At 68.0% G+C, this 14,327-nt stretch carries 12 protein-coding genes and 1 pseudogene; 7 read left to right on the forward strand and 6 right to left on the reverse strand.

Going from position 1 to position 14,327, the window contains the following annotated elements:
• The first annotated feature begins 36 nt into the window (after window positions 1–36).
• A complete protein-coding gene (locus tag F1C58_RS13185; RefSeq protein WP_185201527.1) occupies window positions 37–615 on the forward strand; it encodes a 5-formyltetrahydrofolate cyclo-ligase in 579 nt (192 codons plus the stop codon).
• A gap of 26 nt (window positions 616–641) precedes the next feature.
• A pseudogene (locus F1C58_RS17110) lies at window positions 642–737 on the forward strand (FmdB family zinc ribbon protein); the annotation flags it as partial.
• A 62-nt stretch (window positions 738–799) separates the two neighbouring features.
• On the opposite strand, the gene F1C58_RS17115 reads toward F1C58_RS17110, so the two are convergent.
• Window positions 800–1,039, reverse strand: a complete 240-nt coding sequence (locus tag F1C58_RS17115; RefSeq protein ID WP_370543724.1) for a hypothetical protein — start codon at window positions 1,037–1,039, stop codon at window positions 800–802.
• On the opposite strand from F1C58_RS17115, the gene mscL reads away from it, so the two are divergent.
• Window positions 1,029–1,535, forward strand: coding sequence for a large conductance mechanosensitive channel protein MscL (gene mscL / locus F1C58_RS13195; RefSeq protein ID WP_185201529.1), 507 nt, complete (start codon window positions 1,029–1,031; stop codon window positions 1,533–1,535). The genes F1C58_RS17115 and mscL overlap by 11 nt on opposite strands.
• 305 nt (window positions 1,536–1,840) lie before the next feature.
• Here mscL and F1C58_RS13200 read toward each other — a convergent pair whose 3' ends face one another.
• Entirely contained in the window at window positions 1,841–5,617 is a 3,777-nt protein-coding gene (locus F1C58_RS13200) for an ATP-binding protein (RefSeq protein WP_185201530.1), read from the reverse strand.
• 111 nt (window positions 5,618–5,728) lie between these two features.
• Between F1C58_RS13200 and F1C58_RS13205 the strand changes: the two genes are divergently transcribed.
• The gene (locus F1C58_RS13205; protein WP_185201531.1) at window positions 5,729–7,036 is read left to right on the forward strand and encodes a hypothetical protein; all 1,308 of its coding nucleotides are present in this window, start codon (window positions 5,729–5,731) and stop codon (window positions 7,034–7,036) included.
• Between the two features lie 46 nt (window positions 7,037–7,082).
• Here the strand turns inward: F1C58_RS13205 and F1C58_RS13210 are convergent, their stop codons facing one another.
• Window positions 7,083–8,330, reverse strand: coding sequence for an aminotransferase class I/II-fold pyridoxal phosphate-dependent enzyme (locus tag F1C58_RS13210; RefSeq protein ID WP_185201532.1), 1,248 nt, complete (start codon window positions 8,328–8,330; stop codon window positions 7,083–7,085).
• A 60-nt stretch (window positions 8,331–8,390) separates the two neighbouring features.
• Between F1C58_RS13210 and F1C58_RS13215 the strand changes: the two genes are divergently transcribed.
• Complete coding sequence (locus F1C58_RS13215; protein WP_185201533.1) at window positions 8,391–9,554, forward strand: MFS transporter; 1,164 nt, start codon at window positions 8,391–8,393, stop codon at window positions 9,552–9,554.
• A gap of 177 nt (window positions 9,555–9,731) precedes the next feature.
• Window positions 9,732–10,376: a C40 family peptidase gene (locus tag F1C58_RS13220; RefSeq protein WP_185201534.1), complete on the forward strand. Its 645-nt coding sequence runs from the start codon at window positions 9,732–9,734 to the stop codon at window positions 10,374–10,376.
• 116 nt (window positions 10,377–10,492) lie between these two features.
• On the opposite strand, the gene F1C58_RS13225 is transcribed toward F1C58_RS13220, so the two are convergent.
• Window positions 10,493–11,299: a thymidylate synthase gene (locus F1C58_RS13225; RefSeq protein WP_185201535.1), complete on the reverse strand. Its 807-nt coding sequence runs from the start codon at window positions 11,297–11,299 to the stop codon at window positions 10,493–10,495.
• A gap of 105 nt (window positions 11,300–11,404) precedes the next feature.
• Between F1C58_RS13225 and F1C58_RS13230 the strand changes: the two genes are divergently transcribed.
• Window positions 11,405–11,824 carry a pyridoxamine 5'-phosphate oxidase family protein gene (locus F1C58_RS13230; RefSeq protein ID WP_185201536.1) on the forward strand — a complete coding sequence of 140 codons (420 nt, stop codon included), beginning with the start codon at window positions 11,405–11,407 and terminating at the stop codon, window positions 11,822–11,824.
• On the opposite strand, the gene F1C58_RS13235 is transcribed toward F1C58_RS13230, so the two are convergent.
• Together F1C58_RS13235 and F1C58_RS13240 are read right to left on the reverse strand one after the other, a co-directional pair.
• Window positions 11,799–14,066 (reverse strand): cation-translocating P-type ATPase, encoded by a 2,268-nt coding sequence (locus F1C58_RS13235; protein WP_185201537.1) that lies wholly within the window; start codon window positions 14,064–14,066, stop codon window positions 11,799–11,801. The genes F1C58_RS13230 and F1C58_RS13235 overlap by 26 nt on opposite strands.
• Before the next feature lie 2 nt (window positions 14,067–14,068).
• Complete coding sequence (locus F1C58_RS13240) at window positions 14,069–14,302, reverse strand: heavy-metal-associated domain-containing protein (protein ID WP_185201538.1); 234 nt, start codon at window positions 14,300–14,302, stop codon at window positions 14,069–14,071.
• Window positions 14,303–14,327: the final 25 nt, after the last annotated feature.

A 14,327-nucleotide genomic window follows, 5' to 3' on the forward strand; every position in this document is an offset into this window, starting at 1 on the left:
GGACCATAGACTTGGGCGCGTGAACGGGGTAGCGGAGTGACAGGAGACGAGAGCCACCAGAAGCGCGCCCTTCGGGCCGAGCTTCGGGAGCGGCGGCGCATCATGACGACCCGCGAGCGTGAACAGACCACCAGTCAACTGTGCGACCACCTCATCGAGCTGGCCACGCGACTGGGGGTGAGCTCGGTGGCGGCCTACCTTCCGACGACGGAGGAGCCGAACATCCGGCCGTTCCTCAACTGGGCCGATGTGCAGAAGATCCGCATCCTCTACCCGATCTCCCGCGATGACGGTCTGCTCGACTGGACAGCCGGCGACGGCGACACGGAGATCGAAGGCCTGTTCGGCATGCCGGAGCCGGTGGGCGAGCTGCTCGGACCCATTGCCATCAATGACGTCGACCTGATCCTCGTGCCGGCGGCATCCGTCGATCGCACCGGGATGCGCATGGGATGGGGTCGCGGCTACTTCGATCGCACCCTCGGATCCATGGAGAAGTGTCCGCCGGTCTATGCTGTGATCTTCGACAGGGAGTTGGTCGACAGTGTGCCGAGCGAGGTGCACGACAAGCGCGTGGACGGTGTGGTCACCCCCAGCGCCATCGTCAGCTTCTGACTTCCCCCCAACGACTGAGGACCTCCGTGCCCACCTATTCCTATCGCTGTGCGAACTGCGACTACGCGTTCGACCAGTACCAGTCGTTCACGGATGACTCGCTGACCGTCTGCCCGAACTGCGGCCAGTCCCAGCTGCGCAAGGTGTTCAACTCCATCGGCGTGAGCTTCACCGGCTCCGGTTTCTATCGCAACGACAGCCGGGCGGAGAACTCGAAATCCGCCTCGGGTTCGTCGAACTCGTCGTCATCCTCGCCATCGGAGTCGTCCTCTGCGACGAAATCCGATGCTCCCGCCGCGAAGTCCGAAAAAAGTAGCTCGAAGAGTGAAACAAAAGCGCCGAAATCCCCCGCCCCGAAATCCGGCACGGTATCTTCGAATTCCCCCACCGGTCCCGCCGGTTCGTAGCTCTCGATGAGAGACAACAGAGGAGTGCCCGTGCTCAAAGGCTTCAAAGAATTCATTCTCCGCGGTAACGTGATCGACCTCGCGGTCGGTATCATCATCGGCGCGGCGTTCACCGCCATCGTCACCGCCCTGGTGTCGAGTATCTTCAACCCGATCATCGGGGTGCTGTTCAACGCATCAGATCTGACGAAGGCGTTCCAGGTCACCATTCCCGCAATCGGCGGGGGCAAGCCGGGAGTGATCGCATTCGGCGCGGTGCTCGCCGCGATCATCCAGTTCCTGATCATCGCTTTCGTGGTCTACTTCGCGATCGTTCTGCCCATCAACCACCTGGGCAAGATCGCCTTCGCCAAGCAGAAGCAGGAGGAGGAGGCCACCCCGGCCGACCTGCCGCCGACCGAGACCGAGCTGCTCATCCAGATCCGCGACCTCCTCGCCGGACGCCCGTCACCCGAGGGCGACCACACACTGCCCGCGACCGCACCGACCGGTGGAGCGCACGCGGCCCCGTAACGATTCGCCCGGGTTTCTCTCTCGCAGATCCGGGTCGTTGCGGTCACAAGGGGTCGGCACACCGACCCGGAGTGCACGCGATGGCCCGGATCTCGTGCGTTGGCGGAACAGGTGATGCCCCGGTCGAGGATCAGTGCGTCTGACCCCAGTGGGGCGGCTTGTCTGCCTTCAGTCGTTCATCGTTCTCGTTCTCCGCATGGCGGGGAGGTTCCTTCTGCGGGTTCGGATCCGAACCGGCGATCGCCTCGGTCGTCACCCGACGGCGCGGGCGCTCCCGCGGGGTAGGGGCGTCGTGCTTTCCCACGTCAGCCCTGCTGTGCCGCGCCACCGGCCGCGCCGACGATCGGGATGGGCTGGGTCTCCGGAGCGAGGGAGGACGCGCCGAGCATCGTCACGATGCGGTCGGCGACGACATCCGGCTCGCTGAACAGTTCGAAGGCGTGAACGCGCAGGTAGTGCCATCCGAGGCGGCGCAGCATCTCGGGGCGCAGCCGCAGCGACTCTCGAAGGCTCGAGCCGTGCAGCACCGAGTCCGTCTCGATGGTGAGGCACATGCCCTGGTGGGATGCCACGAGCCCGAGCTTGCCGCGGTGACCGAGGGCCACGCGCAGGCCGCGGAGCTGTAGGCGCCTGGCGAGATCGACGAGCATCGGCTCGCTGTCGTCCGAGGATGTTCCGAGCGCGTTGCGAGCCGTCACGTCGGTGAGGATCTCCGCGAGGGCGATCGCGCCGAAGTGCATGCGATCCTCGTCGATGTCCTGCGCTTCGAAGCAGGTGACGATCACCATCGATCGGCGGGCGCGGGTCATCGCGACCGCGAGTAGCCGCTCTCCGCCCGGGCGACCGAGGGCGCCGAAGTCCGAGAGCACCCGACCGTGTGGCGTCCGTCCGTAACCGATGGAGAAGATCACGCGGTCGCGGCTCTGAGCGACGGCCTGTTCGATGGTCGTCACCGTGAAGGGCTCCGGGCGGTCGCCGAGCACGAAGTCGCTGAGCTCGGGACGACCGGAGGTGGCCGCGAGCACTGCCTGCTGCACGCGAACCGCATGGCGGGCGCTGGCGGTGATCACCATGAGGGATTCGTGCGGGCGCGTCGCCGCATGTTCGATGACGAGTTCGACCGCGCGATTGACCTCGGCATCGACGCTCTCGACGCCGCCGGACTCCGGATCGGGCATGCCCGATCCGTCGGCAAGGAAGTCGAGGCGGATGCTCCCGTGCCCGAGGAAGCTGCCCGCCCAGGGGAACGACTCGATCTTGCCTGCATAGAAGCGGCGGTTGACCAGTTCCGCGAGGTCCTCCCCGCCGGCGCGGTAGCTGCGGGTGAGAGCGAGGGTGGGCAGCATGGACGACAGGCGTGCGAGCGCAGAATCGGCGTGGAGGGCGTCGAGCGCTTCGGCGTCGAGCTGTGCGGCGTCGACGGCGCCGGCCAACCCGACCGTGAACGGCGACGGCGTCTGGGTGACCGGATCACCGAAGGCGACGGTCTGCTTGCCACGGCGGATGGCGCCCAGGTTCTCAGCGAGCGTCGTGGCGCCGGCGTCCACAAGCACGACGGTGTCGAACGCCAGAGTGTCGGTGATCCCGGCCACCTCGTAGGGGGACGCGAGCCAGACCGGCGCGATCGTTCGCGAGAGATGCGGGGCGGCCTCCTGCAGGTCTCGGGCATCCACCGCTCCCCCGCGCAGGGCGGTCTTGAGCGCGCTCGCCTCGTCGGGCCAGTCCACCAGACCGATGTTCCAGTTCTCCGCGAGCTGCCAGGCCAGCAACTGGGCACTACCGGCGGCGTGCGCCTCGTCGACGAGCCGGAAGTCCGCCTCGAGACGGTCGAGCACCGAGGTATTCGCGTTGAGCAGGGCGCGATCGGCCTCGAGAAGGGACTCGAGTGCCGACTGCCACCAGGCGAGTTCGAGTTCGGCGGCGACCTGCTCGTCGGGTACGTGGCGCGAGGCGAGGTCGTCGAGAAGCGGGTCGAGCTGGAGGTGACGCAGGGTCGCGAGCAACTCGGCGCGCTCCTGGAGGTTGTTCAGCACGTCCGACTCCGCCGCGAGTGCGGCGACCCGCTCGGTGAGGATGTGGATCGGCAAGTGGATCAGCTGCGTCTCGCGCGTCACTGCACCGAGCGGCTCATCGAGGAATTCGAGGTCCTGCGCCACCTGCTGGTAGGCCACCTGGACGTCCGCGATGCCGACGGGTACCTCCGGCGTGACTCCCGCCGCGACGAAGCGCTGCCACAGGATGCGCTGCTGCTGGATGTGCTGAAGGCTCTCGTTGATGTCTCCGATGTGAACGCCGGGACGCACGTACTCCCGCGCGAGCTTCTTGAGGCGACGGCGATTGGCCGAGGACATCTCCGGGGAATCCTTGCGGGAGGAGGTCGCCGCGATCAGCTCGCTGAGCGATCGGTCGAACACCACGGGCAGGAACCGGTCGAGGGTGTCACGGATGTCGATGAGCAGCCGAAGGTAGATGCCGAGTTCGTTGATCGTCTCGAACGGCCGCATGCGCGTGCCGGAGATGAGGTCGCTGGCCCGTTCGACCAGTCGAGGCAACTCGGTGTGATGGAGCTGCTTGGCGATGGCGTGGGCGCGCGACGCCGCTTCGCTCGTCGCGAAGCTGGCTCCGTACCAGGGCGAATCACCCGGGCCATAGCGGAACTCGCCGAGGCCGGCAGCCTCGACCATGGCACGGGCCGCGCCGGCGCGGTCATCCGCCATCAGCTCTACCGACTGGCGGGACAATCGGGCAGTGGTGGCGGGCGGGTCGGCAAGGAGGGCGAGGCGGGAGAGCTCGGTGAGGCAGTCGAGCACCGAGACACGCAGGGCCGGGTCGGTGCGCGCGACCGCGCCGCGATAGTCGAGCAGCACCTTGCGCAGGCGGACGAGGGCGTCATCCACTTCGCCGATCTGGGGCGCGCGGGACTTCTCGTTGCGACCGATCGAGCGGATGAGGTCGCGGCGAAGCGTGCCGGGAGCGACCGCGAGGCCGGCGAGGCCGACATCCCCGAAACGCTGCGCGATGCCCGCGAGCGAGGAGCGCCGCGCGCTGACCACCAGCACCCGTTTGTTCTGACCGACGAGGGCACCGATGGCGTTCACGATGGTCTGGGTGGCGCCCGTGCCCGGCAGGGTCTTGACGACTACCGAGTTGCCGGCGGCGATCTGGGCGATCACGTGCTCCTGCTCCGCATCCGCATCGAGCAGGAGGGTGTCGGTCTCCGGGGTGCGCCGGTCGGGGCTCTGCGGCTCGACCGGGGCGTAGCTCTCCTCGATGGCCCACTTGGCCGAGGGGTTTCCCGCGAGGGCGTCGAGAAGCGGGTGCTCGAGGTCGCTGGCATCGGACTCCATCGCACGCGACACGTCCGCGAAGGAGGAGACGACCAGTCGCGGCTGCACATTGAACCACTCGAGATGCGAGGTGAGGCCGCGCAGCCGATCGATCACGGGATTCGGCTTAAACGAACCGTCCTCCTCGGCGAGCGCCACGAAGGCTTCCGCATCGAGGGAGATCTGAAACTGTGCCTCGAGCGCCCGGGAGAGCTCCGGGTTGAGGAACGGCGCCCCCTTGAGCTTGAGCTCGAAATTGCTCCCGTAGCGGCGGATGGCCAGTGGTCGCAACAGCACGGGCGCCCGGAACTGCACGCCCTCGAACTGCCACTCGGCGATCCCGATGCCCAGGTGGATCGAGTCGATGCCGCGAGCGGTGGCGAGCTCGAGGCTCTTGTCGGCGATCTCTGCGGCGGCGATCTTCGCTGCCCGCAGGGCGATGTCGTCCCGGATCAGGTTGGAGAGGAGTGTCGACTTGCCGGTGATGAACTGGGCGAGGCCACCCGGATGCGTCGCGCCGAGCTCGATGCGGGTGCGTGGTCCGTCCACGAAATGCAACAGCGGAGATACGCCGCCGATGCCACCGAGCTGAGACCGCCAACCCTGCCAGGTGGGCTCCGCCACGTTGGAGAGCGAGTAGTTGGGGTCGCCGAGGGTCAGCGCGTGCGGCGCGGTCACCTGGCGCTCCGCATGGGCATGGCTATCGCTCGGCTCCGCGAAGAAGTCGTCATCCTGAGATCTATTGGCACGCCACACAGGGCCACCTTAACGGGGGCGCCGCGGAATTTCGGGAGATAGCGGGGAGTTTCGTCGCGCGCCGGGTTTGCGCCCTGCTCGCCACCGGGCGCGAAACGTAAGATACCGGCCATGCTCTTCCTGGCAATCCGCGCCGCTTCGTCAGACCTCGTCCAGGCCGTGACGACAGCACTTGTAACCATTGTCGTCCTCTTCGCCATCGTCGTGATCGTGGGATTCACGATCCTGCGGCGGCGCAGGCGACGCGCAGAGCTCGCGCCAGCCCGGGTGCCCGGCCCTCCCTCGGGCGAGACGGACCTCTCGACCCGCGCGAACATCCTGCTCGTGCGACTGGACGACGCGGTCGCGCAAGCTGACGACAACCTCGGATTCGCTGTCGCACAGTTCGGCGAGGAACGTTCGCGCGCCTTCGCCGAGGCCCTGTCGGCCGCTCGGCGCGATCTCACGGAATCATTCCGGTTGAAGCATCGACTCGATGACTCCCAGCCCGACACGGCGACGCAGCAGCGGGAGTGGAACGCCCGCATCATCCATCTCTGCGAGACCGCGCAAAAGGCTCTCGCCGATGAGGCGGCGGCATTCGACGCCCTCCGCCGACGGGAGACCGACGCCCCGACAGAGCTCGGAAAGGTCCGGATGCTCGTGGTCACCGCCTCGATGCGCGTGCCGGCTGCAGAGAGCGCCCTCTCTGCGCTCGCCGGTCGATACTCCCCCGACGCGATCGCGCCCGTCGCCGGCAACGTCGCCGAGGCCCGCGCGCTGCTCACGACCGCGGGCCAGGGTGCGGAGGCCGCGAACGCCCGCCTCGCCGACCCGTTGGCGACCGATGTCGCCGATCGCGTGCAGGAGGCGCGGGCCACCGCGACCACGGCCCTGAGGCTGCTGGAGGCCGTGGACGCTCTCGGCGCCACCCTCGCCGAGCAGTCCGATCGGCTCGACAACCTCGCGAGCCAGAGCAGGGTCGATCTGACCGAGGCCCGGGTCGCCCGCGATTCCGCTCCGGATCCGAGCTCCGCGGCGGCGATCGGCGGCGCGGTGACCGCAGTCGAGTCCGTGCTCGGATCCCTCGACACCGGTGACCCCGCCGCATCCCTCTCTCGGCTCGAGGGTGCCGTGGCGAGCCTGGACAGCGCCCTCGCGAGCGCCCGAAACCAGACCCAGCGCCTCGAACATGCTGGTGCGGCCCTCGCCGGCGTGTTGGTGAGTGCGCGAAGTCAGATCGCGGCGACGCAGGACTTCATCGCGAGCCGCCGAGGAGGCGTCGGAGCGGATGCCCGCTCCCGCCTGGCCGAAGCGCAGCGGCTCCTCGAGGTGGCGGAAGCGCAGTCCGATCCCGTGGCAGCCCTCGACAGTGCTCGCAGTTCGGCGACGTACTCGCGCGACGCCGACGCCCTGGCGAGGTTCGACGCGCACCGCTGAAATCCGCGGCCCGATGGTCGAGTTGGGCGGACTACCGCCCGGCTCGCTACTCGAACGGCGGCAGCGACATCCGCTCGACGGCGAGCAGCACACAGGTGCAGAGCGCATCGATCGCGGCCTCGAGGTCGGACTGCGACGGGAAGGTCGGAGCGATGCGGATGTTCGTGTCGTCGGGGTCGTCGCCGTAGGGGAAGCTCGAGCCCGCGGGCGTCACGGCGACGCCGATCTGGCCAGCGAGCGCCACCGCCGCCGAGGCCGCGCCGTGCGGAACATCGAGGCTCACGAAGTAGCCACCGGTCGGAGTGGTCCACGTGGCGACACCGGTGAGCCGACGCTCGAGGATCTCGAGCACTGCCGCAAAGCGCGGCTCCACGATGGCGCGGTGGGCGCGCATGAGGCGACGCACGCCGTCGGCGTCCCCGAGCATCCGCACGTGGCGAAGCTGGTTGATCTTGTCGGGACCGATCGTCTGCACGGCCGTGTGGTGCTTCTTCCACGCGATGTTGCTCGCTGATGCCCCGAAGAACGAGACGCCGGATCCCGGGAAGGTGATCTTCGACGTCGACGCGAACACGAAGGGGCGATCGGCATTGCCCGCGGCTTCGGCAAGAGCGAGCACGTCGATGACGGCCGGCTCATCGTCGGTGAGGTGGTGCACCGCATACGCGTTGTCCCAGAACAGTCGGAAATCGGGGGCGGCCGTCGGCATGCTCACGAGCGCCTCGACCTCCTCGACGCTGAAGCTCGTGCCGGTGGGGTTCGCATACATCGGCACCGCCCACATGCCGCGGATGCCCGCATCCTCGGCGACCAGGCGACGGATCGTATCGAGATCGAGCGCGCCGTCGACGAACGGCACCGGGATCATGCGGATGCCGAGAGCCTCGCAGATCGCGAAGTGGCGGTCGTACCCGGGAACCGGGCAGAGGAAGCTGAGTCCCTGCACATCGCGCCACGGCCCCGCCCCGCCGGACACCCCGTGCAGGAGGGCGGCGACGATCGTGTCATGCATGACCGCGAGACTCGCGTTGCCCGAGGCGAGCAACTGGGCGACGGGGATGGCGAGAAGCTCGGAGAAGATCTCGCGCAGTTCGATGAGGCCGTCCGGTCCGCCGTAGTTTCGCAGGTCGACACCCGCGGCGTCGCGGTAATCGTCCGCGCCCGGGAGACCGAGGAGGGCGTTCGACAGGTCGAGCTGGGCCGGTGACGGCTTGCCACGGGTGAGGTCGAGCGAGAGGTTCTTCGCGCGGAGTTCCGCGTACTGGGATTCGAGGACTGTGGTGGTTTCGCTCACCCCTCAAAACTACTGGATGAGGCAACGTGGATCCGCGCCGACGTGCACCATCATGGGGGGATGCTCGAACCCCGGCGGAAAGCGCGAATCGCCGTCTCCGCACTCTTCCTGCTGAATGGTGCGGCCTTCGCCAACATCGTGCCCCGGTTTCCCGACATCAAAGCCGCCCTCGACCTCTCCAACGGTGAATTCGGCATCGCGGTGGCCGCTTATCCACTCGGCGCGCTGGTCGCCGGAACGCTCGGTGGTGCGGTGATCCGGCGGTGGACCTCTGCACGGATCGGACCGCTCGCGGTGCTGCTGCTCTCGCTCAACCTCGTGCTGATCGGGGCCGCGCCGGTCTGGTGGTTGTTCGCGGTCGGTCTCTTCATCGCCGGCGCTCTCGATTCGATCGCGGACATCGCAAACAACGCCCACGGATTGCGGGTCGAGCGGCTGTACGGCACGTCCATCCTCAACTCGATGCACGCGCTGTGGAGCGTCGGAGCAGTGATCGGCGGCGTCATGGGAGCGGTCGCCGCCGGCGCACGCATCCCCCCGGTCTGGCACTTCGCCTCAGCCGCCGTGGTCTTCATCGTGCTCGCCCTCCTGGCCGGCCGGTGGATGCTCGCGGGCTCAGACCTCGCGGACGCAACGATCCCCGCGGTGCCGCACGAGCATCGCGGTCGCTTCGGCCTCGCCCGGCTTCTGGTCGCCCTCGGCCTCGTCGCGGCCGCCGCCAACATGCTGGAGGACGTCACCTCCACCTGGAGCGCGGTCTATCTGCGTGATTCGCTCGGCACCGGTGCCGTGGTCGCCGGCTTCGGCTTCATCGCGCTCCAGGGCGCGCAGACCGTCGGTCGATTCGCCGGCGACTCGCTGGTGACGCGTTTCGGCGACCGGGCCGTGGCGCGAGTCGGGGCATCCCTCGGCCTGATCGGGATGTCTGTCGCGCTCCTCTTTCCGACGGCCGTCACCACCATCGTGGCCTTCGGCCTGGTGGGGGCGGGTATCGGAACGCTGATCCCCGGGGCGATCCGTACCGCGGAAGCCCTCCCTGGTCTGGCGCCCGGCACCGGGCTCACCTGGGTGACCACGACGATCAGGATCGGACTCTTCCTGTCGCCGCCCCTGGTCGGATTCGTCGCGGACATCGCCTCCCTGCGGGTGGCACTCATCCTCATGCCCGTGCTCGCGCTCGTGATTCTCGTGCTCAGTCGCGCCCTCGGTCGCCGCACCGCCTGAGCGTGTCGACCCCGACTCGGGGGTCATGGGATATCGTGGCTGTAGGTCACAACCAGATAACGCTAGCGATTTGGATCTCCCCCGCTCTTGGCTTCACATCACGGCAGGCATTCCCTGCGCGCCTCATCCCGTCGATCGACCCTCTCTCTGAGGCGCGCTGCCGGCACCGCCGGCGCCATGGCCATGGCGATCGGGATGGCCGCGACCATGGCCATACCGGCGGTCTCGGCCTCGGCGACCGCCACCCCCACCGCAGCGTCGTCGAATGCTGTCGCCGACTTCATCCAGCACTCCCAGCAGTCGAAGGCGCAGCAGCTGCGCGTGAGCGCCGCGGTCGCCGAAACCCCGGTGACCCGCGACAAGACGACGGTGTTCTACGCCGCTGCGGTGCAGACCGCCGACGGTGTCTATGCCGGTGGCGCGATGCCGGCCACTCCCCTGTCGGTCGGGGCGAGCATGCACATCAATCCTCCGGACCTCGGCGGCGGCGGCGAAGCTGTCGTGCAGTACGCCCTGCAATTCGTGGGGATGGTGCCCTACATCCTCGGCGGAAATTCGCCGAGCACCGGATTCAGTTGCGACACCTTCGTGCGTTACGTCTACGGCCAGTTCGGCGTCTCCCTTGCGGGCGACGCCGTCGCGGAGGCGAGCAAGGGCACGGTCATCCCCGAGTCAGAGGCCGTCATGGGCGACCTGGTCTACTACTCGCACCAGCACATCGGCTTCTACGACGGCCATGGCGGCATCGTGGATGCGCCGAAACCCGGCACGGACGTCTCGCACCGCGCGATCTGGGGCCACCCGGTCTTCATCCGGCTGTAGTCGCGGCCGCGAGCCGATGCGCTACCCGGCACGTGATCGAGCCGAGTGCGCTGCGCCAGTCAGACCGCGACGGGCAAGTTAAACCGCGCTGTGCCACTCAGACCGCGCTGCGCCAGTCAAACCGCGACGGGCGCCTTGATCGCGGGATGGTGCTGGTAATCCACCACCTCGAAATCCTCGAACACGTAGTCGTCGATGCTGTCCCGCGCGGCGAGACGCAGGGTCGGCGCCGGGAACGGGTGCCGGGTGAGTTGCTCCGTCACCTGATCGACGTGATTGTCGTAGATATGGCAGTCCCCTCCGGTCCAGACGAACTCGCCGACGCCGAGCCCGGCCTGCGCCGCGATCATGTGGGTGAGGAGCGCATAGCTCGCGATGTTGAACGGCACTCCGAGAAACAGATCGGCACTGCGCTGGTACAGCTGGCAGCTCAGCTTGCCGTCGGCAACGTAGAACTGGAACAGAAGGTGACAGGGGGCGAGTGCCATGTCGGGGATGTCCGCCACATTCCACGCGGACACGATGAGGCGTCGAGAGTCGGGGTTCGTCTTAATGGCCTCGATGACCTCGGCGATCTGGTCGATCGTGCCACCATCCCGAGTGGGCCAGGATCGCCACTGCACCCCGTAGACGGGACCGAGGTCGCCCTCGGCATCCGCCCATTCGTCCCAGATGGTCACCCGGTTGTCTTGCAGCCAGCGGGCATTGCCGTCTCCCCGCAGAAACCAGAGCAGTTCGTAGGCGATGGATCGGAAGTGAACCCGCTTGGTCGTGATGAGGGGGAAGCCCTCCGCCAGGTCGAAGCGCAGCTGCCGACCGAACACGCTACGCGTGCCGGTGCCGGTGCGATCGGACTTCTGTGCGCCGTTGGCGAGGGTGTCGCGTAACAGGTCTTCGTAGGGGGTGGGGATCGCCGTAGTCATCACGTTCGAGCGTAGAGCCTGTCGAGCAGATTCGGGACTTTCGACCCGAGGTCCGGCGGCCGGCACTGGTGGACTGGATGCCTTCCCTGACCGTGAGGAGCCCCCATGCCCGATTCCCCCGAATCCCCCGTCGACGTGCTCGGTGACGAAGCCAGCTGGCATCTGTTGGCCTCCGCCGATCTCGGCCGGCTCGCGGTCTCGACCGAGGGCGGTGTCGACATCTTTCCCATCAACTATGTGGTGGCGGATCGGGTGATCTTCTTCCGAACCGCTCCGGGCTCCAAACTCATGGACCTCACCACCCGTCCGATCGTCGCCCTCGAGACCGATGGCACCCACCACCGCCGTCGCTGGAGTGTGGTCGTCAAGGGCACCGCCGTGCGCCTCGGCTCCGACGAGGAGATCGAGGCATCCGGGGTTCTCCGCCTTCATTCGCTCGTGCCGACGGAGAAGTGGAACTACGTGCGCATCACCGCATCGTCGATCACCGGGCGGCAGTTCACGAGCTCGCACCGCGCCGGGTAGTCATCGCCCTGTCCGCGGGCGCGAAACTGCGCAGCCGCAGACTGTTCGTCACGACGAACACCGAGGAGAACGCCATCGCCGCCCCGGCGAGCAGCGGGTTCAGCAGTCCGAGCATCGCGATCGGCAGTGCCGCGACGTTGTAGGCGAAGGCCCAGAACAGGTTGCCCTTGATCGTGCCGAGCGTGCGACGAGCGAGCCGCACCGCGTCGGCCACGACGAGCAGGTCACCACTGACGATCGTGATGTCGCTGGCGGCGATGGCCGCATCCGTGCCGCCGCCCATGGCTATTCCGAGGTCTGCCGCAGCGAGAGCCGCGGAGTCGTTGACCCCGTCGCCGACCATCGCCACCACCCGACCGTCTGCCTGAAGGGCGTGGATCAGGTCGAGCTTGCCCTGGGGGGTCACTCCGGCGTGCACCTCGTCGATGCCCACCTCGGCGGCTACGGTGCGGGCGGATCCGGCGTTGTCCCCGGTGAGGAGCACCGGGCGGAGACCCAGCGCGCGAAACCGCGCAATGGCTTCCGCGCTCGTCGGCTTCACGGAATCCCGCACGGTGATGATGCCGCGCAGCTCGCCATCCCAGGCCACCGCGATGACGGTGGCGGCGGCGTCCTCGCCCGATTGCACGGCGGCGGATGCGGCGGGCGACAGCGCGATGGACCAGGAGTCGGCGAGCCACGACGCACGTCCGGCGAGGGTGAGTCGGCCGTCCACAACGGCCTGAACACCCTGACCGGCCTCGGCGTTGAACGACGTCGATTGCGCGGGGAAGATACCCTCGACCTCCGCCAGCGCCACGATCGCCCGCGCCACCGGATGCTCGGACCCCCTCTCGACCGAGGCGGCCGCGGCAAGCAGGTCGGCCCGGGACGTCGCGCCGAGGGGCTCCACGGAGACCACGGCCATGGTGCCGGTGGTGATCGTGCCGGTCTTATCGAGAACGATGGTGTCGACGGTGCGGGTCTGCTCGAGCACCTGCGGACCCCGGATGAGGATGCCGAGTTGAGATCCACGGCCGGTACCGACCAGCAACGCGGTCGGGGTCGCGAGTCCGAGCGCACACGGGCAGGCGATGATCAGCGTCGCGACCGCGGCGGTGAAGGCCGCTTCGAGCGACCCGCCGAAGAGCAGCCATCCCACGAAGGTGATGAGGGCGAGCCCGAACACCACAGGGACGAAGATGGCGGAGACCCGGTCCGCCAGGCGCTGCGCCTTGGCCTTGCCGCTCTGCGCTTCTTCGACCAGCCGACCGATGCGGGCGAGCTCGGTATCCGCGCCCACCCGGGTCACCTCCACCACGAGCCGCCCACCGACGTTGACCGTCGCTCCGACGACCCGGTCGCCCACCGAGACCTCGACGGGCACCGATTCTCCGGTGATCATGCTGCGATCGACGGCGGATGCGCCCTCGATCACGAGACCGTCGGCGGCGATCTTCTCCCCCGGGCGCACGACGAAGCTGTCGCCGGGCACGAGGGTCGAGACTGCGACGCGAGTCTCCACTCCCCCGCGGAGGAGCGTGGCATCCTTCGCGCCGAGGCGAAGCAGCGCCTTGAGTGCCGCTCCGGATTCTCGCTTCGCTCTGGCTTCGATGTACCGGCCGCCGAGGATGAAGACGGTCACCGCGGAGGCGACCTCGAGGTAGATCTCGCTCGCGCCAGAGCGCGTATTCACCAGCTGGAATGTCATATGCATGCCGGCTTCGCCGGCGGTGCCGAAGAACAGCGCATACAGCGACCAGGCGAAGGCGGCGATGACCCCGACACTCACCAGGGAGTCCATCGAGGCCGAACCGTGCCGCGCATTGAGAACGGCCACCCGGTGGAACGGCCAGGCACCCCAGACCACGATCGGCGCCGAGAGGGTGAGCGCGAGCCACTGCCAGTTGGTGAACTGCAGGGCCGGGATCATCGACAGCAATACGACCGGAGCGGCGAGGCTCGCGGAGATGACGAGGCGTCGACGAAGCTCGGTGGCATCACGATCGACCGGCGGTGCGGCCTGCTCCTCGACCACGATCGGCGCGGGGAGAGCAGCGGTATAGCCGGCCGCTTCGACCGCGGCGACGAGAGTGGCGGCATCCGCCCCATCAGTCTCCACGTGGGCTTTCTCGGTGGCGTAGTTGACGGTGGCCGAGACGCCCTCGATTCGGTTGAGCTTCCGCTCGATTCGCGTGGCGCAGGAGGCGCAGGTCATGCCCCCGATGTCGAGGTTCAGGTCGTGCAGCTCGGTGCCGGCCATGGCTACGCCGAGACCAGCAGGTATCCCGCTTCGGCGATGGCGGCACGGACACCCTCGAGCGGCACCGGGGCCGAGCTCACGACAGTGACATCCGACGCTCCCCCTACCCTGAGGTCGACGGTGACGCTCTCGACGCCTTCGAGCTCGGAGACCTCCTCCGTGACGCTCGCGACGCAGTGGGTGCAGGTCATGCCCTCGACGAGGTAGTGCTGTTCGATGTTCGCGTGTTCTGGCATGGTGAAATCCTTCAGTTTCCGCTCG

Origin of the sequence: Glaciihabitans sp. INWT7, from assembly GCF_014217685.1 — a bacterium.
Lineage (GTDB): Bacteria > Actinomycetota > Actinomycetes > Actinomycetales > Microbacteriaceae > Lacisediminihabitans.